General features: G+C 71.9%; 14 protein-coding genes and 1 pseudogene. 11 read left to right on the top strand and 4 right to left on the bottom strand.

The features are described from left to right. The first annotated feature begins 29 nt into the window (after positions 1-29). The 6 genes and pseudogenes from FXO23_RS25845 (at position 30) to FXO23_RS25820 (ending at position 14,185) form a co-directional block, all read left to right on the top strand. Entirely contained in the window at positions 30-5,345 is a 5,316-nt protein-coding gene (locus tag FXO23_RS25845; protein WP_158888013.1) for a type I polyketide synthase, read from the top strand. Between the two features lie 118 nt (positions 5,346-5,463). After that, positions 5,464-10,599: pseudogene (locus FXO23_RS52300) on the top strand (beta-ketoacyl synthase N-terminal-like domain-containing protein); the annotation flags it as partial. Positions 10,600-10,835: 236 nt separating this feature from the next. Further along, entirely contained in the window at positions 10,836-11,672 is an 837-nt protein-coding gene (locus FXO23_RS25835; protein WP_158888034.1) for a 3-hydroxyacyl-CoA dehydrogenase family protein, read from the top strand. Continuing rightward, the gene (locus tag FXO23_RS25830; RefSeq protein WP_158888011.1) at positions 11,669-11,962 is read left to right on the top strand and encodes an acyl carrier protein; all 294 of its coding nucleotides are present in this window, start codon (positions 11,669-11,671) and stop codon (positions 11,960-11,962) included. The genes FXO23_RS25835 and FXO23_RS25830 overlap by 4 nt, the downstream gene beginning before the upstream one ends. Continuing rightward, positions 11,955-13,079 (top strand): acyl-CoA dehydrogenase family protein, encoded by a 1,125-nt coding sequence (locus tag FXO23_RS25825; protein WP_218952152.1) that lies wholly within the window; start codon positions 11,955-11,957, stop codon positions 13,077-13,079. The genes FXO23_RS25830 and FXO23_RS25825 overlap by 8 nt, the downstream gene beginning before the upstream one ends. 29 nt (positions 13,080-13,108) lie before the next feature. Beyond that, a complete protein-coding gene (locus FXO23_RS25820; RefSeq protein WP_158888032.1) occupies positions 13,109-14,185 on the top strand; it encodes an HAD-IIIC family phosphatase in 1,077 nt (358 codons plus the stop codon). A 124-nt stretch (positions 14,186-14,309) separates the two neighbouring features. Here the strand turns inward: FXO23_RS25820 and FXO23_RS25815 are convergent, their stop codons facing one another. Then, positions 14,310-14,978, bottom strand: a complete 669-nt coding sequence (locus FXO23_RS25815; RefSeq protein WP_158888010.1) for an O-methyltransferase — start codon at positions 14,976-14,978, stop codon at positions 14,310-14,312. A gap of 156 nt (positions 14,979-15,134) precedes the next feature. Here FXO23_RS25815 and FXO23_RS25810 point away from each other — a divergent pair, with 156 nt between their 5' ends. Next, positions 15,135-15,911: an SDR family NAD(P)-dependent oxidoreductase gene (locus tag FXO23_RS25810; RefSeq protein WP_158888009.1), complete on the top strand. Its 777-nt coding sequence runs from the start codon at positions 15,135-15,137 to the stop codon at positions 15,909-15,911. Positions 15,912-15,977: 66 nt separating this feature from the next. After that, the gene (locus FXO23_RS25805) at positions 15,978-16,433 is read left to right on the top strand and encodes an anthrone oxygenase family protein (protein WP_158888008.1); all 456 of its coding nucleotides are present in this window, start codon (positions 15,978-15,980) and stop codon (positions 16,431-16,433) included. Between the two features lie 16 nt (positions 16,434-16,449). On the opposite strand, the gene FXO23_RS25800 is transcribed toward FXO23_RS25805, so the two are convergent. The 3 genes from FXO23_RS25800 to FXO23_RS25790 form a co-directional block, all read right to left on the bottom strand. Then, positions 16,450-19,527 carry an AfsR/SARP family transcriptional regulator gene (locus FXO23_RS25800; RefSeq protein WP_158888007.1) on the bottom strand — a complete coding sequence of 1,026 codons (3,078 nt, stop codon included), beginning with the start codon at positions 19,525-19,527 and terminating at the stop codon, positions 16,450-16,452. A gap of 184 nt (positions 19,528-19,711) precedes the next feature. Beyond that, positions 19,712-20,464 carry a thioesterase II family protein gene (locus FXO23_RS25795; protein WP_158888006.1) on the bottom strand — a complete coding sequence of 251 codons (753 nt, stop codon included), beginning with the start codon at positions 20,462-20,464 and terminating at the stop codon, positions 19,712-19,714. Positions 20,465-20,574: 110 nt separating this feature from the next. Beyond that, a complete protein-coding gene (locus tag FXO23_RS25790; protein ID WP_158888005.1) occupies positions 20,575-22,155 on the bottom strand; it encodes an ArnT family glycosyltransferase in 1,581 nt (526 codons plus the stop codon). Between the two features lie 199 nt (positions 22,156-22,354). On the opposite strand from FXO23_RS25790, the gene FXO23_RS25785 reads away from it, so the two are divergent. The 3 genes from FXO23_RS25785 to FXO23_RS25775 all read left to right on the top strand — a co-directional run bounded on the left by FXO23_RS25785 (position 22,355) and on the right by FXO23_RS25775 (position 24,390). Further along, positions 22,355-23,344 (top strand): class I SAM-dependent methyltransferase, encoded by a 990-nt coding sequence (locus FXO23_RS25785; protein WP_158888004.1) that lies wholly within the window; start codon positions 22,355-22,357, stop codon positions 23,342-23,344. Positions 23,345-23,402: 58 nt separating this feature from the next. Beyond that, positions 23,403-23,729 carry a non-heme iron oxygenase ferredoxin subunit gene (locus tag FXO23_RS25780; RefSeq protein ID WP_158888003.1) on the top strand — a complete coding sequence of 109 codons (327 nt, stop codon included), beginning with the start codon at positions 23,403-23,405 and terminating at the stop codon, positions 23,727-23,729. Positions 23,730-23,793: 64 nt separating this feature from the next. Then, the gene (locus FXO23_RS25775) at positions 23,794-24,390 is read left to right on the top strand and encodes a 3-phenylpropionate/cinnamic acid dioxygenase subunit beta (RefSeq protein ID WP_158888002.1); all 597 of its coding nucleotides are present in this window, start codon (positions 23,794-23,796) and stop codon (positions 24,388-24,390) included. The last annotated feature ends 81 nt before the right edge of the window (positions 24,391-24,471 follow it).

Here is a 24,471-nt window from a genome sequence, read left to right as displayed (position 1 = left end):
GGGTCGAATTCGTAAGGGGACCGCGTTCGATGGACAATGAGGAAAAGCTCCGCCACTTCCTGAAGCAGGTGACGATCGACCTGCGGCAGGCCCGGCAGCGGATCGGGGAACTGGAAGACGGCGCGCACGAGCCGATCGCGATCGTCGGCCTGGGCTGCCGGTTCCCCGGCGGGGTCGACGGCCCGGAGGACTACTGGCGGCTGCTGGCCGAGGGCGGCGACGCCATCACCGCGTTCCCCACCGACCGGGGCTGGGACCTGTCCGGCCCCGCGGACGGGACCACCCGGGAGGGCGGATTCCTCCCCGAGGTCGGCGAATTCGACGCCGGGTTCTTCGGGATCTCCCCGCACGAAGCGCTGGCCATGGATCCGCAGCAGCGGTTGTTGCTGGAGACGTCCTGGGAAGCGTTCGAGCGGGCGGGAATCGATCCGCACTCGTTGCGCGAGAGCCGGACCGGGGTGTTCGCGGGCATCATGTACCACGACTACGGCGGCGCGCTGACCGACGTGCCCGAAGGCGCCGCCGGGTACGTCGCGAACGGCACCTCGCCCAGCGTCGCGTCCGGCCGGGTGGCCTACACGTTCGGCCTGCAGGGCCCGGCGATGACCGTGGACACCGCGTGCTCCTCGTCGCTGGTGGCGCTGCACCTGGCCGTGCGGTCACTGCGTTCGGGGGAGTGCTCGCTGGCGCTCGCCGGTGGGGTGACCGTGATGTCGACCCCCATGCTGTTCGTCGAATTCGCCCGGCAGCGCGGGCTCGCCGCGGACGGCCGGTGCAAGGCGTTCGCCGAGGGCGCGGACGGCACCGGATTCGGCGAGGGCATCGGCATGCTCCTGCTGGAGCGGCTCTCGGACGCCGAACGCAACGGCCACCCGGTGCTGGCGGTGGTGCGCGGGTCCGCGGTCAACCAGGACGGCGCCACCAGCAGGCTGAGCGCTCCCAACGGCCCGGCGCAGCAGCGGGTCATCCGGGACGCGCTCGCCGACGCCCGCCTGGAACCGTCCGATGTGGACGTCGTGGAGGCGCACGGGACGGGCACCCGGCTCGGGGACCCGATCGAGGTGCAGGCGTTGCTCGCGACCTACGGCCGGGACCGGCCCGCCGAGCGGCCCGTGCTGCTGGGGTCGGTGAAATCGAACATCGGGCACACGCAGGCCGCCGCCGGGGTGGCCGGAGTGATCAAGCTGGTGCTCGCTCTCCGGCACGGCCGGCTGCCGAAGACCCTGCACGTGACCACCCCGACCACCCAGGTGGACTGGTCGGCGGGGGCGCTGGAACTGCTCACCGAGGCCCGGTCCTGGCCGGAGAGCGAGCATCCGCGCCGGGCCGCGGTCTCCTCGTTCGGCATCAGCGGCACCAACGCCCACGTCATCCTCGAGCAAGCCCCCGTACCGGACCGCGCGGACGCCCCCGAGCCCGCGGCCTGCCCCGCGCTGCCCTTCGTGCTGTCCGCGCGGACCGCCGCCGCGCTGCGCGGGCAGGCGGCCGCCCTGCGCGCGCACCTCGACGAGCACCCGGAACTGGCCCCCGCTGAGATCGCCTATTCCCTTGCGACCACGCGGGCCACCCACGAGCGGCGCGCGGTGGTGGTCGCGGCCGACCGCGAAGAGGCGATGCGCGGCCTGGCCACCGTGGAAACGGGGGAAGCCGCCGCGGCGAAGGCCGGGCGGGTGGCCTTCCTCTTCTCCGGCCAGGGCGCCCAGCGACTGGGCATGGGACGCGAGCTGTACGAGACGTTCCCGGTGTTCGCCGAGGCGTTCGACGCGGTGTGCGCGCGGCTCGACGCGGAACTGGCCCGCCCGCTGCGGGACGTGGTGTGGGCCGCGCCGGACTCGCCGGAGGCGGAGCTGCTGGACCGGACCGCGTTCACCCAGACCGCGCTGTTCGCGGTGGAGGTCGCGCTGTTCCGCCTGGTCGAGAACTGGGGTGTCACGCCGGACTTCCTGCTGGGGCATTCGATCGGCGAACTGGTGGCCGCGCACGCGGCGGGCGTGCTGTCGCTGGACGACGCGTGCCGCCTGGTCGCCGCGCGGGGCCGGTTGATGCAGGGGCTCCCCACGGGTGGCGCGATGGTCTCGGTGCAGGCGCCCGAATCGGTGGTCACCCCGTGGCTGGCCGGGCGCGCGGACCGGCTGAGCGTGGCTGCGGTGAACGGCCCGGCCGCCGTGGTGCTCTCCGGTGACGAGGACGTGGTATCCGAAGTGGCCGAGCGGCTGGCCGCCGAGGGGCACAAGACGAAACGGCTGCCGGTGTCGCACGCGTTCCACTCGCCGCGGATGGAACCGATGCTCGACGAGTTCCGCGCGGTCGCGGCCGGGGTGGAGTTCCACCCGCCGCGCATCCCCATAGTGTCCAATGTGCATGGTCGACGGGCGGCGGACGAGGAGGTGTGCTCGCCCGAGTACTGGGTGCGGCACGTGCGCGAGGCCGTGCGCTTCGCCGACGGGATCCGTCACCTGGAAGACGAGGGCGTCGGCACGTTCCTGGAGCTCGGGCCCGGCGGATCGCTCGCGGCGCTGGCCCAGGACTGCCTCGCCGACGAGGCGGCCGCGACGCTGGTTCCGGCTCTGCGCAAGGAGCACGCGGAGGTGCGGACCCTGACCGAGGCCGCCGGGCGGCTGCACGTCCGGGGCGTGACCGTGGACTGGGGCGCGTTCTTCGCCGCGCCGACACCCCGGCGCGTCGAACTCCCGACCTACGCGTTCCAGCGCAAGCGGTACTGGCTCGACCCGTCGGGTGCGGCCGACCCCGCGGCGGTCGGTCAGGACCTCGCGCACCATCCGCTGCTCGGCGCCGTGGTGGCGTTGCCGGGATCGGACGGCGTGGTGCTGACCGGCAGGGTCTCGGCGAGCACGCATCCCTGGCTGGCCCAACACACCGCGGCCGCGGTCGCCGAGCTGGCGATCCACGCCGGGGATCAGGTCGGCTGCCCGATCGTCGAGGAGCTGACCGTGCAGGCGCCGCTGGCGCTGCCCGAGCGGGGCGCGATCCGGATCCAGGTCTCCGCCGGGGCCGAAGCGGGCGGGCGGCGGCCGGTCGCCGTGCACTCCCGCCCGGAAGACGCTCCGGGGCAGCCGTGGACCTGCCACGCGCGCGGTGTGCTCACCGCCGAGTTGACGGCCGGACCGGTCGCCGAACCGGACGGCGACCTCGTCGGCGAGGTCGCCCTGCCGGAGCCGCTGCTGGCCGACGCGAACCGGTTCGTGCTGCACCCCGCGCTGCTGGACGCCGTGCTCACCGTGGCCGCGGACGGGTACCCGGCCGGTTGGCGGGGCCTGGCGGTGCACGCGACGGGGGCGACCTCGCTGCGAGTCGAATGCATCCCCACCGGACCGGACACCTTCCGCCTGCGAGCCGTCGACGAGGGCGGGGCGCCGGTCGTCACGGCCGAGGAGGTCCGGCTGGCCCCGGTCCCGCCGGAGGACGCGCGCCGCCGCCCCGCCGATGCTCTGTACACAGTGGACTGGGTGCGGCTGCCCGCCCCGGCTCCGGCGGAGGTTCGCGCGGCGGTGCTCGGGCAGGGCGATCTCGCCGAGCGGCTGCGCCGCGCGCTGGGCGGGGACGTGCCGATGACCGCCGAACTCGCCGCGCTCGCCGCGGGCGAAGTGCCGGAAGTGGTCTTCCTGCCGGTGGAGGACGAACCGGGCGATCTGGCGGACGCGGCGCGCGCGGTCACGAACCGGGTGCTGGCCCGGGCCCAGGAATGGCTCGCCGACACGCGCTTCGCGTGGTCCCGGCTGGTGGTGGTGACCACGGGAGCGGTGGCCACCGGCCCGCACGACGCCGCGTCCTCGCTCGCCGCGGCGCCGGTGTGGGGCCTGCTCCGGTCCGCGCAGGCCGAGGAACCCGGCAGGTTCGCGCTGCTCGATCTCGACGAGCTGGACGCCTCGTGGGCGGCCGTGCCGTCCGCATTCGCCGCGGACGAACCGCAACTGGCCGTGCGGGCGGGAACCGCGCTGGCACCGCGCCTGGCCAAAGCCGCCGAACCGGCCACCGGACCCGAGCTGGACCCCGACGGCACCGTGCTCGTCACCGGCGCCACCGGCGGCCTCGGGCGCCTGCTCGCCCGCCACCTGGTCACCGAGCACGGCGTCCGGCGGTTGCTGCTGACCAGCCGCCGCGGCCAGGACACCGAGGGACTCGTCGGCGAACTCACCGCGCTGGGCGCGCAGGTCACCCTGGCGGCGTGCGACGCGGCCGACCGGGACGCGCTGGCGGAGCTGCTCGGCCGGATCCCCGCGGATCACCCGCTGCGCGCGGTGATCCACGTGGCCGGGGTGTTCGACGACGCGGTGCTGACCTCGCTGCGCCCCGAACAGGTCGACCGGGTGTTCCGGGCGAAGGTGGACGCGGTGGTGAACCTGCACGAGCTGACCGCGCGATCGGAGCTGTCGCTGTTCACCGTGTATTCGTCGATCACCGGCACCCTCGGCGGCCCCGGCGTGGCGAACTACGCGGCCGCGAACGCGTTCCTGGACGCCTTCGCCGGGCACCGCCGCGCACGCGGCCTGCCCGCCCAGTCCCTGGCGTGGGGTATGTGGGACGTGCGCGAGGGCATGGCCGGGCAACTCGACGAGGGCCACACCGACCGGATGGCGCGCCGCGGGATCGCGCCGATCTCCCCGGACGACGGGCTCGCCCTGCTCGACGCCGCGTGGCGGTCGGAACCGGCGGTCCTGGTGCCGGTCCGCCTCGACGACGCGGAACTGCGCGCGCAGGCCCGGACCGGTGCGCTCCCGCCGCTGCTCGGCGGCCTGGTCCGGACGCGCAGGCAGGCGGCGGTGGCCGGGGCCGAGTCCGCACCGGGCGAGCCGCTGCGCGAACGGCTGGCCGGGCTGGACGAAGCCGAGCAGGAGCGGGTGCTGCTCGATCTCGTGCGCACCCAGGCCGCGGCGGTCCTCGGGCACAGCGGCCCGGAGGAGGTGGAGCCCAGCCGCGCGTTCCGCGATCTCGGGTTCGATTCCGTTGCCGGGCTTGAGTTCCGCAACCGGCTGAACCTGGGCACCGGGCTCCGGCTGCCCGCGACCCTGGTCTTCGACCAGCCGACTCCCGCCGCGCTGGCCGGGCACCTGCGCGCCGAACTGGTGCGCGGCGGAGCGGCGGCCGCGCCGTCCCTGGCGGCCGAACTGGCCCGGCTGGAGAACGCGCTGTCCGGTCTGGACGCGGAGCGGCTCGCCGAACTCGGCGCCGACGAGCGCGCGGACATCACGTCCCGGCTCAAGGCCCTGCTCGCGCGGTGGAACGAACTGCCCGGCGATTCCGCGAGCGGCGCCGCGGACGATCTCGAGTCCGCGACCGACGACGAGATGTTCAGCTACCTCGACGAGAAGTTCGGGATCTCGTGATGCGGGGGAGGGTGCAGCAGTGACCGATGTGGACAAACTCCGCTACTTCCTCAAGCGGGTCACCGGCGAACTCGACGAGGCGCACGCGCAGTTGCGGCGGATGCGCGACCGGGAGCGGGAGCCGATCGCGATCGTCGCGATGAGCTGCCGGTTCCCCGGCGGGATCGACACGCCGGAGGAGTTCTGGGAGCGGATCGCGCGCGGGGAGGACCTGCTCTCGGAACTGCCCCGCGACCGGGGCTGGGACCTCGACGCCCTGTACGACGACGACCCCGACCAGCAGGGCACGAGCTACGTCCGGCGCGCGGGATTCCTGCGCGGGGTGACCGAGTTCGACGCGGGGTTCTTCGGGATCTCGCCGCGTGAGGCGTTGGCGATGGATCCGCAGCAGCGGTTGTTGCTGGAGACTTCGTGGGAGGCGTTCGAGCGGGCGGGGATCGATCCGGAGTCGTTGCGCGGCAGCCGGACCGGGGTCTTCACCGGAACCAACGGTCAGGACTACCCGACGCTGCTCGCGCTCGGCAGCGATCCGGTCGAGGGGCACCTGTCGACCGGGAACGCCGGCAGCGTGCTGTCCGGGCGGGTGTCGTACACCTTCGGGCTGGAGGGCCCGGCGGTGACGGTGGATACGGCGTGTTCCTCGTCGCTGGTGGCACTGCACTGGGCGGTGCGGGCGCTGCGGTCGGGCGAATGCGACCTCGCGCTCGCGGGCGGGGTCACCGTGATGTCCACCCCGATGATCTTCGTGGAGTTCTCCCGGCAGCGCGGGCTCGCGGTCGACGGGCGGTGCAAGGCGTTCGGCGAGGGCGCCGACGGCACCGGATTCGCCGAGGGCGTGGGGGTGCTGCTGGTCGAGCGGTTGTCGGATGCGCGGCGAAACGGCCATCCGGTGCTGGCGGTGGTGCGCGGTTCCGCGGTGAACCAGGACGGCGCGTCGAACGGCTTGACGGCGCCGAACGGTCCGTCGCAGCAGCGAGTGATCCGGGAAGCGCTGTCCAGCGCCGGGCTGCATCCGTCCGATGTGGACGCCGTGGAGGCGCATGGGACGGGGACCACGCTGGGGGACCCGATCGAGGCGCAGGCGCTGCTGGCGACCTACGGACAGGAGCGGGACGAGCCGTTGTGGCTCGGGTCGGTGAAGTCGAACATCGGGCACACCCAGGCCGCGGCGGGGGTGGCCGGGGTGATCAAGATGGTCGAGGCCCTGCGGCACGGGGTGTTGCCGAAGACCCTGCACGCCGACCAGCCGAGTTCGCGGGTCGACTGGACCGCGGGCGCGGTGCGGCTGGCCACCGGGACCAGGCCCTGGCCCGCGGCGGACCGCCCGCGGCGGGCGGGGGTGTCGTCGTTCGGGCTCAGCGGCACCAATGCCCACGTCGTGCTGGAGCAGGCCGAGCCGGTCGAGCAGGCGCCGGGCGCCGCCCCGCCCGGTCCGGCGGCCTGGGTGCTGTCCGGCCGCACTGAGGCGGCGCTGCGGGCGCAGGCGCGGCGGCTGCGCACGTTCGTCGCGGACCGCCCCGAACTTTCCCCCGCGGACGTGGGTTTCTCCCTGGTCACCGCGCGGACGGCCTTCCCGCACCGGGCGGTGGTGCTCGGGGACGACCGCGGCGAACTGCTCGACGGGCTCGACGCCCTGGCCGCCGGGCGCCCGGATCCGGCCGTGGTCGAGGGCGTCGCCGCCGACGCCGGTCGCGGGCCGGTGTTCGTGTTCCCCGGCCAGGGCTCCCAGTGGACCGGCATGGCCGTGGATCTGCTGGCGACCGCCCCGGCGTTCGCGGCGAAGCTGGCCGAGTGTTCCGCGGCGCTGTCCTCCTTCGTGGACTGGTCCTTGCCGGACGTGCTGCGCGGAACGCCGGGTGCGCCCGGTCTGGAGCGGGTGGACGTGGTGCAGCCGGTGTTGTGGGCGGTGATGGTGTCGCTGGCGGAGCTGTGGCGTGCGCACGGCGTGGAACCCGCGGCGGTGGTGGGACATTCGCAGGGCGAGATCGCTGCGGCCTGCGTGGCCGGGGCGCTGAGCGTCCCGGAGGCCGCGCGGATCGTCGCGCTGCGCAGCCAGGCGCTGGCGGAACTTTCCGGTACCGGCGGGATGGCCTCGGTCGCCGCTTCGCCGTCCGACGTGGCCGAGTGGCTGGCGCCGTGGGGCGAGCGGCTGTCGGTGGCCGCGGTGAACGGTCCCGCCTCGGTGGTCGTCTCGGGCGAACCGGGCGCACTGGCCGAGTTCCTCGCGTCCTGCCGCGAGCGCGAGGTGCGGGTGCGCGAGGTCGACGTCGACTACGCCTCGCACGCCGCGCAGGTGGAGGCCATCGAAGCCGAGGTCCGCACCGCGGCCGACGGGCTGACCGCGCGGCCGCCCCAGGTGCGCTGGCTGTCCACGGTCACCGGCGACTGGGTCACCGGCGAGCTGGAAACCGGTTACTGGTACGAAAACCTCCGCCGGCCGGTGCGGTTCGCCGAGGCGATCGGCGCGCTCGCCGAGCAGGGCTACCGGTCCTTCGTCGAGTGCAGCCCGCATCCGATCCTGACCACGGGAATCCAGGACACGGTCGACAGCCGTGCCGCCGACGCGGTGGCCATCGGGTCGCTGCGGCGGGACCACGACGGTACCCGGGAGTTCCGCACCGCGCTGGCCCGGGCGCACACCGCCGGAATCGCCGTCGACTGGGCGAGTGCCCACCCCGGCGCTCGGCGGGTTGACCTGCCCACCTACGCCTTCCAGCGCGCCCGGCACTGGCCGAACCTGCCCGCGCCGGGCGGGAACCTGGACTCGCAGCGCTACCGGATCACCTGGACGCGGGTGGCCGAACCGGCGGCGGTGCCACCCGGTTCGTGGCTGGTCGCCGTCCCGGCCGCGGAGCGGGACCGCGCCGACCGCTGCGTGCGAGCCCTGGCAGCCCGCGGCGCGCGGGTCGAGGTGCTCCCGCTGACCCCGGCCGAACACGATCCCGCCGTGCTCGCCGACCGGCTGGCCGAAACCGCGTCCGGGGTCACCGGTGTGCTCGCCGTGCTGGACACCGGCGCGCCGCATCCGGACCATCCCGGCTTGCCCGCGGGACCGGCCTGGGCGTTGACCCTGCTGCAGGCGCTGGACCGCACCGGACTCGACACTCGCCTGTGGTGCGCGACCCGCGGCGCGGTGTCCACAACGGACTCTCCGGAACCGGTCAGCCCGGAGCAGGCCATGATCTGGGGGCTGGGCCGCGTCGCCGCTCTGGAACACCCCCAGCGCTGGGGCGGGCTCGTCGACCTGCCCCCGGACCTGGACGAGCGGACCGGAAGCCTGCTGGTCGCGGCGCTCACCGCGCTCGGCTCCGAGGACCAGATCGCGATCCGGCCGACCGGATTGTTCGTCCGGCGCCTCGAACGCGCCGAGGCGCCTTCCTCGGATCCGTGGGAGCCTTCCGGCACCGTCGTGGTCACCGGAGCCGCGGGCACCGTGGGCGCGGTGGCCGCGCGCCACCTCGCGCGCGACGGCGTGCACCTGGTGCTGATCACCGAGGGATACCGGCAGGAGGTGGACGCCGACCGGCTGGCCGCCGAAGTGGCCGAACTCGGCGCGGAGGTCACCCTCGTCCCGGCCGGAACCGCACCGGACCTGACCGGCCACCGGGTCACGGCGATCGTGCACGCCGAAGAGGGCAGCCCGGACCTGGCGCCGCTGACCGGAACCGGCGCGGCCGGGCTCGCCGAAGCGCTGCGCGCCAAACTCGGCCGCGTCACCGAACTCGCCGAACGGCTCGATCCCGATTCCGCGGCGGCCCTGGTGCTCTGCACCTCGGTGTCGGGGATCTGGGGCGTCCGCGACCACGCGGCGCACGCCGCCGCGAACGCCTACCTCGACGCGCTGGCCGGTAACTACCGCGCCCGCGGGCTGCCCGCCGTGGCCGTCGCGTGGGCGCCCTGGCGGATCGAGGGCATGCCCGAGGGCGAGGCGTTCGCCGAGGACCTCAGCCGCCGCGGGGTCGCGCTGCTGGAGCCCCGGCGGGCCGTCGAGGCGCTCGCGCACCTGCCGGGAGCGACGGCCGGGCTGACCGTGGCCAGGGTGAACTGGAGCCGGTTCCTGCCCGCGTTCACCGCGGTGCGCCCGAGCCCGCTGTTCACCTCCCTGGCCGCGCCCCCGCCGCCGCGGGCCGCCGAGGAGGCTCCGGTCGAATCGGTGCGGGACCGGCTGCTGGCCGCCCCGGATGCGGACCGGGCGGAGCTGGCGTGCTCGCTGGTTCGCGAGCACGCCGCGATCGTGCTCGGGCACCGCGACGCGGCGGAGATCGAGCCCGGCGCCCGGTTCCTGGACCGCGGTTTCGACTCGCTGACCGTCACCGCGCTGCGCAAGCGCCTGGACGCCGCGCTCGGGCTGCGGCTGCCCGCCACGATCGTCCTGGACCACCCCACCCCGGCGGACCTCGCGCGCGAACTCGTCGCGGTGGTGTCCGCCGGGACTTCGGCGGCGCCGCCGCGCAACGACACGCTTGGCGCGCTGCTACGGGGTGCTCGTGTCCAAGGCGTGCTTTCCGATTTCGTGCCCTTCCTGGCGAACGCGGCCCGGTTCCGCCCGCGCTTCACCGCGCCGGGAGAAGGGGGCGAGGCCGTGCGGCTCGCCCGCGGACCGGGCGAACCCGTGCTGGTCTGCCTGGCGGCGATGACCGCGCTGTCCGGTCCGCGGCAGTACGCCGACTTCGCGGCGGGCTTCCACGGCACCCGGGACGTGTCCGGGGTGCCCCTGCCCGGTTTCGCACCCGAGGAGCAACTGCCCGCGACCGTCGAGGCGCTGGCCGCGGCGCTCGCCGAGCGCGTCCGCGAGCACACCGCGGGCCGCTCGTTCGTCCTCATCGGACACTCCTCGGGCGGGCTGGCGGCCTGCGCCACCGCGAAACGGCTCGAGGAGATCGGCGTCCCCGCGCGGGCGGTCGTGCTGATCGACACCTACCCGCTGCGCGACGACCTGGGCGCCGACTGGCGCGCCGATCTGCTGGCGACCATCCTCGACCGCGACCCCGAGCTGGTCCTCGCCGACGACACCCGCCTCACCGCGCAGGCCGCGTACCTCGAGTTGTTCCGCGACTGGGAACCCGGCGAGTTGTCCTGCCCGATCCTGCTGATCCGGGCCACCGAGGCGACCCGGCTCGGTTCCGCGACGACCCATCAGGTCACCCCGTGGAAACACGCCGACGACATCCTCGATCTCCCCGGCGCCCATTACGGCCTGCTGGAGGAACACGCCGAAAGCACGGCCGCCGCGATCCGGGAATGGCTCGAATGAATACCCGGGAGAAAGGAGGTGTTCCGCTGCGCCGGGCGCACAAGCGCGTTGGTCGACCGCCCGGCGGAGCCTGAGTATCGTCAAACCGCGCACGCGGTTTCCACGATGGGAATTCTCCGCGAACTGGGGTGGACAACGGCGTTGCCCGAGAACGGGTATTCCGAATTCCGAGCAAGAGCTGAAAGGTGATTTTCGATGGAGGTGTCGTGTCGGAGGACCAGACAGCCCACCGGCTGATGATTTTGGGCGCGGGCGTGATGGGCGTGGGCATCACCACGCTCGCACTGGGGTTCGGGTTGCCGGTCACCCTGGTCGACGTCGACGAGGACACGCTGGCGCTGGCCCGCAAGAAGATCCGCCAGCAGCTGAAGCTGGCGCAGATCATGGGCACGCTGCCCGCCGATACCGCCCACGGCGAACTCGTCACCACGGTTTCGGTCGAGGAGGGCGCGGAGGCGACCGTGGTCATCGAGGCCGTGACCGAACTGGCCGACGTCAAGGCCGCCGCGCTGGCCAAGGTTTCCGCGCTGGTCAGCCCCGGGACCCCGGTGGTAACCAACACCTCGTCGATCCCGGTCGACGAGCTGGCGGACTCGGTGACCCGTCCCGAGGACTTCATCGGGACCCACTTCATGAACCCGCCGTACCTGATCCCGATGGTCGAGGTGATCCGCGGGCGGCGCACCGGGGCCACCGCGGAGGCGACTCTCAAGTCCGCGCTGGAACGGCTCGGGCGCAAACCGCTGGTGGTCAACGACAACCCGGGCTTCGTGACCAGCCGGGTGCTGCACCCGATGATCAACGACGCGGTGCGGGTCGTGCAGGAGGGCACCGCGCCGCCGGAGACCGTCGACGCGCTGTTCGAAGGATGCCTCGGCCACCGCACCGGCCCGCTGCGCACCGCGGACCTGATCGGGCTGGACAACCTGGCCGACTCGCTCCGGGTGCTCTACGAGCGGACCGGCGACGAGGGCTGCAAACCGAACGAACTACTGCTGGAAAAGATCCGCGAAGGCAACCTCGGCCAGAAGAGCGGCCGGGGATTCTACGAGTACGGGGGGCAACCTTCATGACCACGACGCCGGAACAGAGCATCGAGCTGACCTCGGCGGTGATCGAGGAGAAGATCCTCGACTTCCTCGAGGAGCGCACCAAGGTCCGCTGGGAGCCCGAGGTGGACCTCTTCGATTCGGGCACGGTGTCCTCGCTGTTCGCGATGGAGCTGGTCGTCTTCCTGGAGGGCGCCTTCGACATCGAGATCGCCGGCCCCGACCTGAAGCTGGCCAACTTCCGCACCGCGCGGATCATGGTGGGCCTGGTCGAGCGCCTGCGGGCGGAGGACGCCGAGGACGGCCGTGGCTGACCAGCTGCCCGGGCTCATCGCCCTCGCCGATGACCTGATCGGCGACCAGCCCGACGCGTGGGACCGGGCCGGGACCATCCCGGAGGATCTGGTGCGCAAGCTCGCCGGTGCGGGCGCGCTGTGCGCCGAGGTCCCGGCCCGGTACGGCGGCCTGGGACTGAGCAGCGCGGACAGCGGCGAGTTCACCGCGCATGTGGGCAGCCGGTGCAGCTCGCTGCGCAGCCTGATGACCTCGCAGGGCATGGCCGCGTGGACGATCCAGCGACTGGGGGACCGGGCGCAGCGCAAGGAGTTCCTGCCCCGGCTCACCGCCGGTGAGCTGGCCGCCGTCGGGTTCAGCGAGCCGGGCGCGGGCAGCGATCTGTCCACAATGGCCACCCGGATCCGGCCCGACGGCGACTCGGTGGTCGTCGACGGGCAGAAGGTCTGGGTGACCGCCGCGGACTACGCCGATCTGCTCGTGGTGTTCGGCCAGTACGAGGGCGGCGCCGCGGCGGTGGTCGTCCCGGCCACGACACCCGGGGTGCGGGTGGAGCGCGTTCCGGAACCCCTGGGCTGCCGGGCCGCCGGGCACGCGAACATCCAGCTCGACGGCGTCCGGCTCCCGGCCGCGAACGTGCTCGGCGGCGTCGGCCAGTCCACCGCCATGCTGGTCACCACCTCGCTGGCCTACGGCCGCATCTCGGTCGCCTGGGGCTGCGTGGGGATCCTGCGCGCGTGCCTGGCCGAGGTGACCCGGCACGCGGGCGCCCGCGAGCAGTTCGGGAAGCCGCTGGGGCAGCACCAGCTCGTCGCGCGGCACGTGGCGGAGCTGCTGGTGGCCGAGCAGTCCGCCACCCGCGCGTGCGAACACGCCAGCCGCCGCTGGGACGAGCGGTCACCGGAAATGGTGCAGGCCACGGTGCTGGCGAAGTACGTGAGTTCCCGGCACGCGGCCGACGGCGCGGCGTCGGCGGTCCAGGTGCTGGCGTCGCGGGGCGCCCGCGACAGCCATCCGGTCGCGCGCGCGTACCGGGACGCGAAGCTGATGGAAATCATCGAAGGCAGCAACGAGATCTGCCAGCTGATCCTGTCCGAGCACGTGCTCGCTGGGGCGAAACGGGAGGAAGATCGGTGAGCGACAAGAGTTCCGCGGACCAGCCGACGATGGTGAAGTGCCTGGTCTGGGACCTGGACAACACGTTGTGGCAGGGCACCCTGCTCGAGGACGGCGAAGTGCGGCTGTCCGACGAGATCCGGAAGGTGATCGTCGAACTGGACGCGCGCGGCATCCTGCAGGCCGTGGCGAGCAAGAACGACCACGAACCGACCTGGCAGCGCCTGGAGGAACTGGGGGTGGCCGAGTACTTCGTGCTCGCCCGGATCGGCTGGGGGCCGAAATCAGCTTCGGTGCGCGAGATCGCCGACAAGCTCAACTTCGCGCACAAGACCATCGCGTTCATCGACGACCAGCCGGCCGAGCGGGCCGAGGTGCAGTTCCACCTGTCCGAGGTGCGGTGCTACGAGGCGGAACGGGCGACCGAGCTGCTCGATCTCCCGGAGTTCACCCCGCGGGCGCGCACGGTCGATTCCGCCAAGCGGCGCGAGATGTACCAGGCGGGTTTCCGCCGCGAAGCCCAACGCGCCGAGTTCACCGGCCCGGACGAGGAGTTCCTGCGGACCCTCGAGCTGGAGATGCGCATCTTCCGGGCCACCGAGGTGGAGCTGAGCCGGGTCGAGGAACTCACCCTGCGCACCAGCCAGATGAATGCGACCGGGGTGCACTACTCCGACGAGACGCTGCGCGGCCTGCTGGCCGATCCGGCGCACGAGGTGCTGGTGACCACTTTGGAGGACCGGTTCGGCACGCACGGTGCGGTCGGCGTGCTGCTGGTGGAGAAGCTGGCCCGGGTGTGGCACCTGAAGCTGCTCGCCACGTCCTGCCGGGTGGTGTCCTTCGGCGCGGGCGCGGTGATCCTGGACTGGCTGGCCGACCAGGCCGCGCGGGCGAACGTGCACCTGGTCGCCGATTTCCGGCGGACCGACCGGAACCGGATGATGGAGATCGCCTACCGGTTCGCCGGATTCGACGAGCAGGACTGCGCGTGCCGCGGGGACTTCGCCGGTTCCCCCGCGGCGGACGGAGTCCAGCGTCTGCACCTGGAAGCCGCCCGGCGCAATCCGCCCACGACCATGCGGCTGATCGCGCCGGAGCTCGGCGCCGGGGTGGCCAGCCCGGCGTGAGCCCCCGGGAGACCGTGCACTTTGTCGGCTGAGTGCGGCGCCTTGGCCACCGAGGTCGCCGCGGTAACGCACTCAGCCGACAAAGTGCGAACCCTGGCACTCCGTCCCCAAAGTGCCACCCGGGTCAGGCGCCCTTGCGGCGGGCGAGGGTGACGCCGTCGGAAAGCGGCAGCACGCAGATCTCCACCCGGTCGTCCTTGCGGATGAGCTGGTTGACCTCGCGGATGCCGTTGGTGTCCGGATCGTCGGCGGCCGGATCGATCACCCGGCCGAGGAACAGCGTGTTGTCCAGGACGATCAGGCCGCCGGGCTTGACCAGCTCGACGGATTTCTCGTAGTACTTCGGGTAGTTCGCCTTGTCCGCGTCGATGAAGACGAGGTCGAAACCACCCGCGCCCGACTCGTCGGCCAGCGCGTCCAGGCTGGCGCCCGCGTCACCGATCCGCGGTTCGATGCGGTCGGCGACGCCGGCCCGTTCCCAGTAAGGTTTCGCGAATTTGACCCATTTCGGGTTGAGATCGCAGGTGATCACCCGCCCGCCGGCGGGGAGTGCGCGGGCCATGGACAGCGTGCTGTATCCGGTGAACGTGCCGATTTCGAGAATTCTGGTGGCGCCGGTCAACCGCACCAGCAATGCCAGGAATCGCGCTTCTTCCGGTAGCACCTGCATGGCCGTCCCGCCGGGCAGTCCGGCGGTCTCGGTGCGGAGTTCGGCCAGTACTTCGTCCTCGGAGCCGGAAATTTCCCGGACGTAGTCGAGCAGTTCTTCGGTCGCGGTGATCTGAGTGGCCATGCGCCCAATCTATCGCCTCGACGGCTATTCCGGCCGGTGAGATCGACTGGAACAACATTGCGTTCTTGTGACTCGAGCATCGCCCGGCTAGCCTCCTCGCGAGAATGGCGGGTGCTCGAAAACCCGCCGCGTTTCGCTTGTCGACAGGAGTTCCGCATGGGGGATCTGGCCGGTAGGACCGCGCTCGTGACCGGGGCGTCCCGGGGGATCGGGCGGGCCATCGCCGAACGCCTCGCCGCCGACGGCGCGCTGGTCGCCGTGCACTACGGCAGCAACGAGACCGCGGCGAAGGAAACGGTCGCGGCGATCGAGCAGGCCGGGGGACGGGCGTTCGCGATCCCGGCGCGGCTCGGCTCGGACGGCGACGTGGACGAGCTGTTCACCGGCCTGGAGCGCGAACTGCGCGGGCAGTCGCTGGACATCCTGGTCAACAACGCCGGGGTCCACTCGTCCGCCTCGATCGAGGAGGTCACCCCCGAGGAGTTCGACCGGGTCTTCGCGGTCAACGTCCGGGCGCCCTTCTTCATCATCCAGCGCGCCCTGCCGCTGCTGCGCGACGGCGGCCGGATCATCAACATCAGCTCCGCCAACACGCGGATCGCGGTCACCACCGAACTCGCCTACGCCATGACCAAGGGCGCGCTCAACGTGCTCGGCCGGACCCTGGCCAACGGCCTGGGCGCGCGGCACATCACGGTGAACACGGTCGCCCCGGGGACCACGGAGACCGACATGATCGGCTGGCTCCGCCACAGTCCCGAAGCGGCGGCCGGGGTCGCGGCGAGCACCGCGCTCGGCCGGGTCGGGCAGCCCGAGGACGTCGCGGCCGCGGTCGCCTTCCTCGCCTCCGACGACGCGCGGTGGGTCACCGGGCACGTGCTCGACGCCAGCGGCGGACTGTTCCTCGGCCCGGGAGTCTTCCGCCCGTCCTGATCTGTCCGGAATGGACGGTCCCGTGAACCCCGGCCCGGCGTGGCCGGTGAAAGGAATGCACCCGGAATGTACGAGGTACTGGTCTATCTGTCGGTCGTTTCGGCCGCCATGCTCGTGGGCCTGATGACCACCTTGCTGACCGTCCTGCGCCCGATCTGGGCCCAGCAGCCCGAAGACGCGGCCGCGCGCAGCTTCCAGACGTTCCTCCGGTTCGCCACCCCGAACCCGATCCTGTTGCTGCTGAGCTTCATCCCGGTGATCTCCGCGATCATCATCGCCTTCCTCGACGCCCCGGGCACCGGCGAGTACGTTTCGGCGCTGGTCGGCGGCGGCGTCTTCTTCGTCGGCTACTTCGCCTGCACCGCGCTGGTGAACACGCCGATCTACAAGATCGTCATGACCTGGGATCCGGAGACGTCCCCGGAGGCCGTCACCCCGCTGCTGCAGCGGTTCCACAAGGTAAACCTGATCCGCCTCGCCGCCACGGTCGCCACCACGATCCTGTTCTTCGCGGCCGCCTGAGATTCCCGCTCGGACCTCAGCAGAGCGTCTGCGGCACGGCATCGGGCGGGATTTCCAGGAGGATCCGATTCGCCTCGCCTTCGTGGTAGCGGTAGCCGCTGTCCCGGGCGCCGGTGAGGGCGGAGGACGCGTGGCCGAACGCGTCCGCGTGGCGCGCGGCTTCGGCGTGTGCCCGGGCGAGCCCGAGGAGCGCTTCGAGCATGCCGTAGTGGTGCGCCGCGCTCTGGGTCGAGTGCTCCAGCGCGTTCTCGTGCGCGTGCACGGCTTCGTCGATCTCGCCCATCCGGCGGCGGACGGTCCCGAGGACGTTCCAGGCGTTGGCCGTGGTGCGCGGATTGCCCAGTCGCACGGCGGACTCGAGGGCCCGTTCGCCGGTGGCGGCGGCGTCGGCGGAATCGCCGGCCTCCAGCAGCGCGATCGCGAGCAGGCCGAGACTTTCCGCGTGGTGGTAGCGCGTTCCGGAGGACTTCGCCCGGTACGACGCCTCGCGGAGGTACTCGGCCGCGAGCCGGGGATTGCCCAGTGCCAGCTGGCAGCGCCCGATCAGGAGCAGGGTCTCCACCAGTTGGATCGTCGCCCCGGTCCGCTCGGCCAGTTCCCGCGCGGACTCCAGGAGCGGCAGGACGGTGGCGAACTCGCCGCGCAGCACATGCACGTAACCCAGCCCCAGCAGCGCGTTCAGGCGCACGGTGGGCACCCCCGGCCGGGTCTCGGCCAGCTCGATGACCTGGCGGAACCGCGCGTGCGCGGCGTCCAGTTCGCCGAGGTCGAGCCGAACGCTTCCGTCCAGGACGAGCACCATCGGCCACCCGGGGGTACTCGCCTTGGCCTCGTCCAGCGCTTCGGCGAGGTGGCGCTGCGCCGCCGCCAGGTCGCCGGTCACCTGGCATTCGCGGATCAGCGGGAGCAGCATGGCGACCTCGGCGGCGGCATCGCCCGCCCGGCGGGCGGCACGCAGGCCGGCCGTCGCCGCGGCGAACAGGTCGACGTGATGACCGGTGACGCTCAGGTAGGCGGCCAGCGTTTCGGTGAGTTGCCAAGCCACTTCGGCGGGGCCGTTCTCGGCGCAGTGCTCCACCATCGCCACCAGGTTGGCCCGCTCGGCATCGAGCCAGCGCAGCGCGTCCGCACGGTCCCGGGAAGTCGGGGCTCCCGGGGCGGCGGCCGGGCGTGGCCGGGTGAACAGGGGGAGTTCGCGGTAGAGCGTCCGGACCGCCCGGTCCACGGTGCGCAGGTGCCAGCCGTACAGCCGATCCTGCGCCCGGGCCCGGAAATCCGGATCGTCGCCGGGCTCCCCGCACCGCGCCGCGTAGTCCCTGAGCAGGTCGTGCATCTGGTACCGGCCACCGGGCACGCGCTGCAGCAGGCTCGCCCCGGCCAGCTGTTCCAGGGTGCGCGCCGTGTCGGCGAGCGTGAAATCGGCGAGGGCGGCGGCGACCTCGGCGGTGAAATCGGAGCCCGGCACCAGGGAGAGCAGCCGGAACATCGTCCGGACTTCGGGTTTCAGCCCGGCGTAGGAAAGGTCGAACGCCTGGTGGACCGCGATGTCCTCGTCGTTCTCCACGGTCAGCGCCTGGGCCAGGAACCCGTCCGCGAAGGACCGGTTGTAGGCGCTGAGGTCGGGCCGGGGCCGGCCCACCAGGTTGCCGCCCGCGATCCGCAGCGCCAGCGGCAGGTGACCGCAGAGATCGGCCAGCTGGGCGGCGGCTTCCGGCTGGTCCCGGATGGTCTGCGCGCCGAGGAGCGTGCCGAGCAGGGACACCGAAGCCTTCGGATCGAGCAGGTCGAGCCGGACCAGGCGGGCGCCGTCCAGTGCGACGAGGGCGCGCAGCTCGCGCCGGCTGGTGATCAGCACGGCGCATCCCGGCTCGCCCGGGATCAGCGGCCGGACCTGACCGGCCGACGCGGCGTTGTCCAGGGTGACCAGAACCCGCTTACCGGAGAGCAGTGCGCGGTAGGCGGCGATCTGCTCCTCTTCCTCCACCGGGATCTGTTCGGCGGGCATGCCGAGCGCGCGCAGCAGGCGGGCGAGCACGGTGGTGGTCGCGAGCGCCGGTTTGGCCGAGTAGCCGCGCAGATCGACGTAGAGCTGGCCGTCCGGAAAGCGGGAACGCAGCTTGTGCGCCATCCGCACGGCCAGCGCGGTCTTGCCGACACCGGGCGGGCCGGACACGGTGACCACCGGCACCGCCCGGTTCCCGCCGGTCTCCAGCAGTTCGCTGATCTGCGAGATTTCGGCGGTTCGCCCGACGAAATGCCCGAGCGCGGGGGGCAGCTGGGACACGGCCGGGGCGGGTTCGGGACGCCGGGGACCCGGGATGGCTTCCGCCGCCGGCGCCGTGAGTTCCGGATCGCCGTTGAGGATGGCGTGGAACAGGTCCTGCAGTTCCCGGCCCGGCTCGACCCCCAGCTTCTCGGCGAGCGCGTCGGCGATCGTGCGGTACGCGGAGAGCGCCTCCGCCTGCCGGTTGGCGCGGTGCAGGGCGAGCATGAGCTGGTGCCAGAACTGCTCGCGCAGAGGGTATTCCGACGTCAGCGTGCGGAGGTGGCTGATCACCTCGTGGTGCTCACCCAAGCGCAGTTTCGCGTCGATCCGCTCGCATTCGGCCCGGAGCCGGATCTCCACCAGTTGCGGGGTCTCCGACCGGCGCAGGGAATCCGAGGGCACGTCCAACAGGGGCTCGGCCCGCCACAGCGCCAGGGCCTCGTCCCACAGCCGGACGGCACGTTCGAGTTCGCCGGACGCCGCTTCCCGCCCGGCGCGGCCGGTGAGGTCGCGGAAGCGGTGCAGGTCGAGTGCCTGGTCCGGGACCTCCAGCAGGTATCCGGTCGGCGTGGTCCGGATGACCTCGGGCCGCCCCAGCAGGCGGCGCAGCCGCATGATGTAGACGCGCAACGCGGTCGTCGGCTGGGCGGGTGTGCCACCGTCCCACACCACTTCGGTGAGTTCGCCCAGGGTCACGACCCGGTTCGTGCGCAGCAGCAGCGCCGCGAGCACGACCCGCTGCTTCGGCGCGTTGACCGGCACCGGCGCACCTTGGGCACGCAACTCCAGCGGCCCCAGCACGCCGAACTCGAAAGGTGGGTGAATCACCGACGCCCCCCAGCAGTTTGACTAGAGAAACTCTAGAGCGAACGCACCCGACCTGCGCGTGAAGTACACGAGGTCGTGATTTTCCGACAATCAGCTGCCGAATAGGAGCTGGGCCGGGTACAATCCGGACGTCCAGCGGGAGCGGTGTGCAACCGCTGGATTCCCGCGGTTGCACACCGCCGGTCTAGCCGCCCGCCACCCGATCCCGGATGAGCGCGTTGATCTCCTGCTGGTGGTGGGCCAGGAAGAAGTGGCCGCCGGTGAACACCCGGAGGTCGAAGCCGCCGGTCGTGTGTTCCCGCCAGGCCCGTGCCTCGTCCACCGTGGTCTTCGGGTCGTCGTCGCCCACCAGGACGTCGATCGGGCAGTTCACCACCGAATCCGGCTGCGCCTGGTAGGTCTCGATCGCCCGGTAGTCGCCCCGGATGGCCGGCATGATCATCCGGAGGATCTCGTCGTCGCCGAGCAAGCGGGCGTCGGTCCCGCTCATCAGCTTCATCTCGGCGAGGATGCCGTCGTCGTCGCGCTGGTGCACGGACTCGTCCCGATGGGTCGACGGCGCTCGGCGGCCGGACGCGAACAGGCGCACCGGGCCGGGGCCGGATTCGCGTTCCAGGCGCAGGGCCACTTCGAACGCGAGGATCGCGCCCATGCTGTGCCCGAAGAAGGCCACCGGGCGGTCCAGCCAGGGGCGCAGGACCCCGGTGACCTCGTCGGCCAGTTTGGCGATGTCGTCGATCAAGGGTTCGTGCCGCCGGTCCTGGCGGCCGGGGTATTGGAGGTTCAGCACGTCCAGGCTGCCCGACAGCGCCTGCGATACCGGGAAGTAGAAGCTGGCCGAACCACCGGCGTGGGGGAAGCAGACCAGCCGCGCGGGCGCGTCCGGAGCCGGGTGGAAACGCCGGATCCAGGGGCTGCTCTCGGTGGTTCCTGACATCTGGGGTGGGATCCTCTCTGCTCTTCCGGCCGGGTTCTGCGGCGCATCGGCCACGTTAACCAGATCCGCGGGCCCGGCCAACCCGATCAAATGTCGGCGCGGACGGCTGCCTACTCACCCGCGGGTCCGAGTTCGCGCTGGCTGTCCCACAGGGCGTCCCAGGACTCGGTGCGGCCGGAGAGCAGGGTGAGCGGCAGGGTGCCGTTGACCCAGGGGATGCCGTGCGGGTTCTGGTACGTCGTGAGCTGCTGGGCGCGGGCGAACCCGCGGCGCAGCGACTCGGGAACCGGTCCGACGTAGAGCACGTTGTCGGCGTCGGGCGGGGGAGCGCCGAGGAACCAGTAGCCGCGGCTGCCGCTGAGCACGGGGAAGGCGAACCGCCCGTCGCGGTAGTGCTCCAGTGCGGCGGCCTGCGGGTAGAACGAGGTGATGACCACCGTGTCACCGGGAAGTGCGGGAGCGGTCGCGGCTACGGTGTCGGCGAGCTCGGACCATCCGGTGGTGCCCGGTTTGGTCAGGAAGCGGTCGTTGGGATCGGTGGCGTCGCGGGGCAGGACCGGCAGCGCGGCGAGGATCCCGATCAGGGCGGAGAGGATCAGGACCGGGCGGCTGGTGAGCCAGCGCCACCACCGGGCCGCGGTGAGCTCGGTGACGGCCACCGCCGAAGCCGCCCACAACGGGCCGAAGACCTCGGCCGCGTAGTACGGGCGCCCCGCGGTGAGCGCGAACGCGATCAGCGGAAGCAGCACCGCGACCGCGAGGAACCGGTACGGGGCGAACGCCGGGCGGCGGCAGAGCACGATCAGCCCGTGCACGGCCATGGCGGCGCCGGTGAGGGCGCCGGCCCAGAACAGGGCGAGTGGGCCGAACATGATCCGGCCGACGGTGCCGCCGTTCTCCGCCGCGATGACGTCGCTCATGGCCAGCTGGGGCCAGCCGTGTCCGGCCTGCCAGAGAAGCGAGGGCAGGGCGGTCGCCGCAGCGAGGACCAGCCCGATCCACAGCATCGGGCGGCGCAGCAGCGCGCGGGGACCGAGGAAGAGCACGCCGAGCAGGATCGCCGCCCACAGCGCCGGAACGAGGTACTTGATCTGCAGGGAGACCGCGGTCAGCACCGCGGCGCCGAGCAGGAGCCGGTCGTGGCGCCGGTCGGTGGTGCGTGCGCGCTCGAGGCGGATCCAGCGCACCACCAGCCAGCAGATCCCGGTCCACAGTGGAGGGTCGAAGGTCGAGGTGGCCAGCAGGTGCCCGGTCCACAGCGTGCCGAACGACCCGGCGTGCACGGCGGCGGCGAGGATCTGCGCGCGGCGGCCGCCGCCGAGTTCGCGGGCCAGGCCGACGGTGGTGAGCACACCGGCGGCGGAGACGAGCGCGGCCGGCAGCCGGAGCCAGGTCAGCGAGTCCGGCCAGATCGAATCCAGCGCGTGGGCGAGCAGGGGCAGCAGCCACGGCTGGTCGGCATACCCCCAGGACGGGTGGTCACCGGCGACGATGAAGTACAGCTCGTCCACGAAATAGCCGTAATTCCCGCTGACCAGAAGCAGGACGACGGCGAGGAGGCCGGCGATCACCAGGACGGGGCGCCATGCCCAGGGCGCGAGGCCCGAAGCCGCCGCCGAACTCCGGGCGACCGGCTCCGCCGTGCCGTTACCGGTCCTGCTCCGGTTGTCCTCGTTCACTTCCGAACTCAACTTTTCGCCTCCCCAAGCCAGCGACCGGGCAGCAGTCAACCAGTCCGCCCGCCAGTGCAAATGCGGCAACCTTCGGTCCGCCGCCGTGGTCCTCAGTCGTACAGCGATTCGCAGGCAATAGCATCTACTCAACGCTGTTCGAGTACCTTGATTGAAGGTAACAGTCGGTGGAAAATTCGAACTTGGGGGAGACGAGGCAGTGGCTGAGACGAAGCCGACCGCTAAAGGTATGCAGAACCTGAATCGTCTGTCCAAGCCGACGGACCGGCTGCACCTGGCGGGCACGGGCACCGGACCCGACTACGACGACCAGGAGGCCGCGAAGGCCAAAGCGGCGATTTCTTCCGTTTACGACATGATCGCCGCGACCTGGAGTTTGGGCGATTTGTGGAACTGGGGTTTGTACGATCCCAAACTGCTGCAAGAGGTCGAGGAGATCATTCCCGATTTCACCAGTTTCGGCACCGACGGTTTCTCCGAGCTGCTGTACTTCTACACCCTTCGCCAGGTGCCGCTGGACATCGCGGACTATCGCGGCAAACGAGTGCTCGAAGTCGGCAGCGGTATCGGTGCCGGGCTCAACTTCCTGTCGCGGGTGGCCGGCGGGGCGGAAATGTCCGGGGTGGACATCTCCAAGACCGCGGTCGAGCGGGCGAACGCGCGTTACTCGCGCGGGGAGGCGCTCTCCTACACCGTCGGCGACGCCGAGTCGCTGCCCTTCGACGACGGCGTTTTCGATGTCGTCATCAACGTGGAAAGTTCGCACAGTTATCCGAGCCTGGGCAACTTCTTCGGCGAAGTCGCACGGGTGCTCAAGCCGGGCGGCTATCTCTCGCTGGTCGACGCGTTCACCGAGCACCGGGCGAACACCTTCAACAAGACGATGCCCGAATGCGCGCGGTTGGAATGGCTGGCGGACAACGACATATCACCGCAAGTCAGCGCCGCCGTCCGGCAGCGCATGGCGCCGGGGAGTTACCTCCGCCAGTCCTTCGCGAAGCAGCGGATGTCACCGCTGAAGCGGGTGGTCGGCAAGCACGGCCTGATGGCGGCGTTGGGCGCCCCGTTCACCGGCGACGCCAGCATGACGCCGCTGGCGAAGTGGTCGCGGAAGGTCAGCGGTCTGGCCATTTCCGACAAGGCGCCGGTGCGGACGTACCGGCACTACCTGGCGACCCGCGTTTCCTGAAACACCCCTCGGCCCGGTCATCCCGCTGTTACCGCACGATGTTGAGAATGGGGGTCGGATGAGCACAGCGCCCACCGCGATGGTGCCGGTGTGTCCCGCCGCCGAGCTGGCGCTGAATGAACCCCGCCAGGTGGAGACACCGTGGGGACTGGTGGCCTTGGTACGCACCGGCACCGGTATCTACGCCGTGGCCGATCGGTGCTCGCACGACGATGTGGAGCTGTCGGACGGTTTCGTCGACGGCGACACGGTGGAGTGCCCGGCGCACTTCTCCCAGTTCTGCCTGCGCACCGGGGCCGCGCTCACGATGCCGGCCGTCGAGCCGGTCGAGACCTGGACGGTCGCGGTGATCGACGGTGTGATCCACCTGGGATCGCGGCAATGACCCCGACGGTCGCCGGGGTTCCCGCGACCACGGTGACCGGCCCGAAGACCCGAGGAGCCTCCGCATGACCGCATTCACCGATCCCGTCGTCTCCACCCAGGCATACCGGCCCCGGCCGGACGACGCACCGGCGGTGCGGCCGCCGCGTCGCGTCCCGCCCGCCGTGCTGCACGAGGTGGAGCAGTTCCTGTACTTCGAAGCACAGCTGCTCGACGAAGCGCGCTACAACGACTGGTTCGACCTGATCGCCGACGACGTGCACTACTTCATGCCGGTGCGGCGCAACCGGTTGCACCGCGACCTGCTCGCGGAGACCAGCGGCCTCGACGAGTTCAACCACTACGACGACAACAAGATGACCCTGGCGCTCCGGGTGAAGCGGCTGCAGCAGCCGACGGCGTGGTCGGACAATCCACCGGCCCGCACCGCCCGGTCGATCACCAACATCACCGCCGAACCCACCGACGCGGACGGCGAATATCGCGTTCGAAGCGTGTTCCACCTCTACCGCAACCGGCTGGCCGACGATGCCGACTCCTACTCGGGGCGGCGCACCGACACCCTGCGTGCCCATCCCGATCTGGGTTTCCAGATCGTCAACCGCACCATCCATCTCGCCGAGAGCGTGGTGCAGGCCAACAATCTCGGCCTGTTCTTCTGACAGAGCGTCTGAGAACTGGAGTGACCTGCGAAAAGTACGCGACGGAACTCGCCGGCCGAAGGCCCCGCTATCGCGGCGGCA

The organism is Amycolatopsis anabasis, from assembly GCF_009765355.1.
GTDB lineage: Bacteria > Actinomycetota > Actinomycetes > Mycobacteriales > Pseudonocardiaceae > Amycolatopsis > Amycolatopsis anabasis.
The sequence above is the reverse complement of the archived record's forward strand: the minus strand, read 5'-3'. Positions and strand labels throughout refer to the sequence as shown.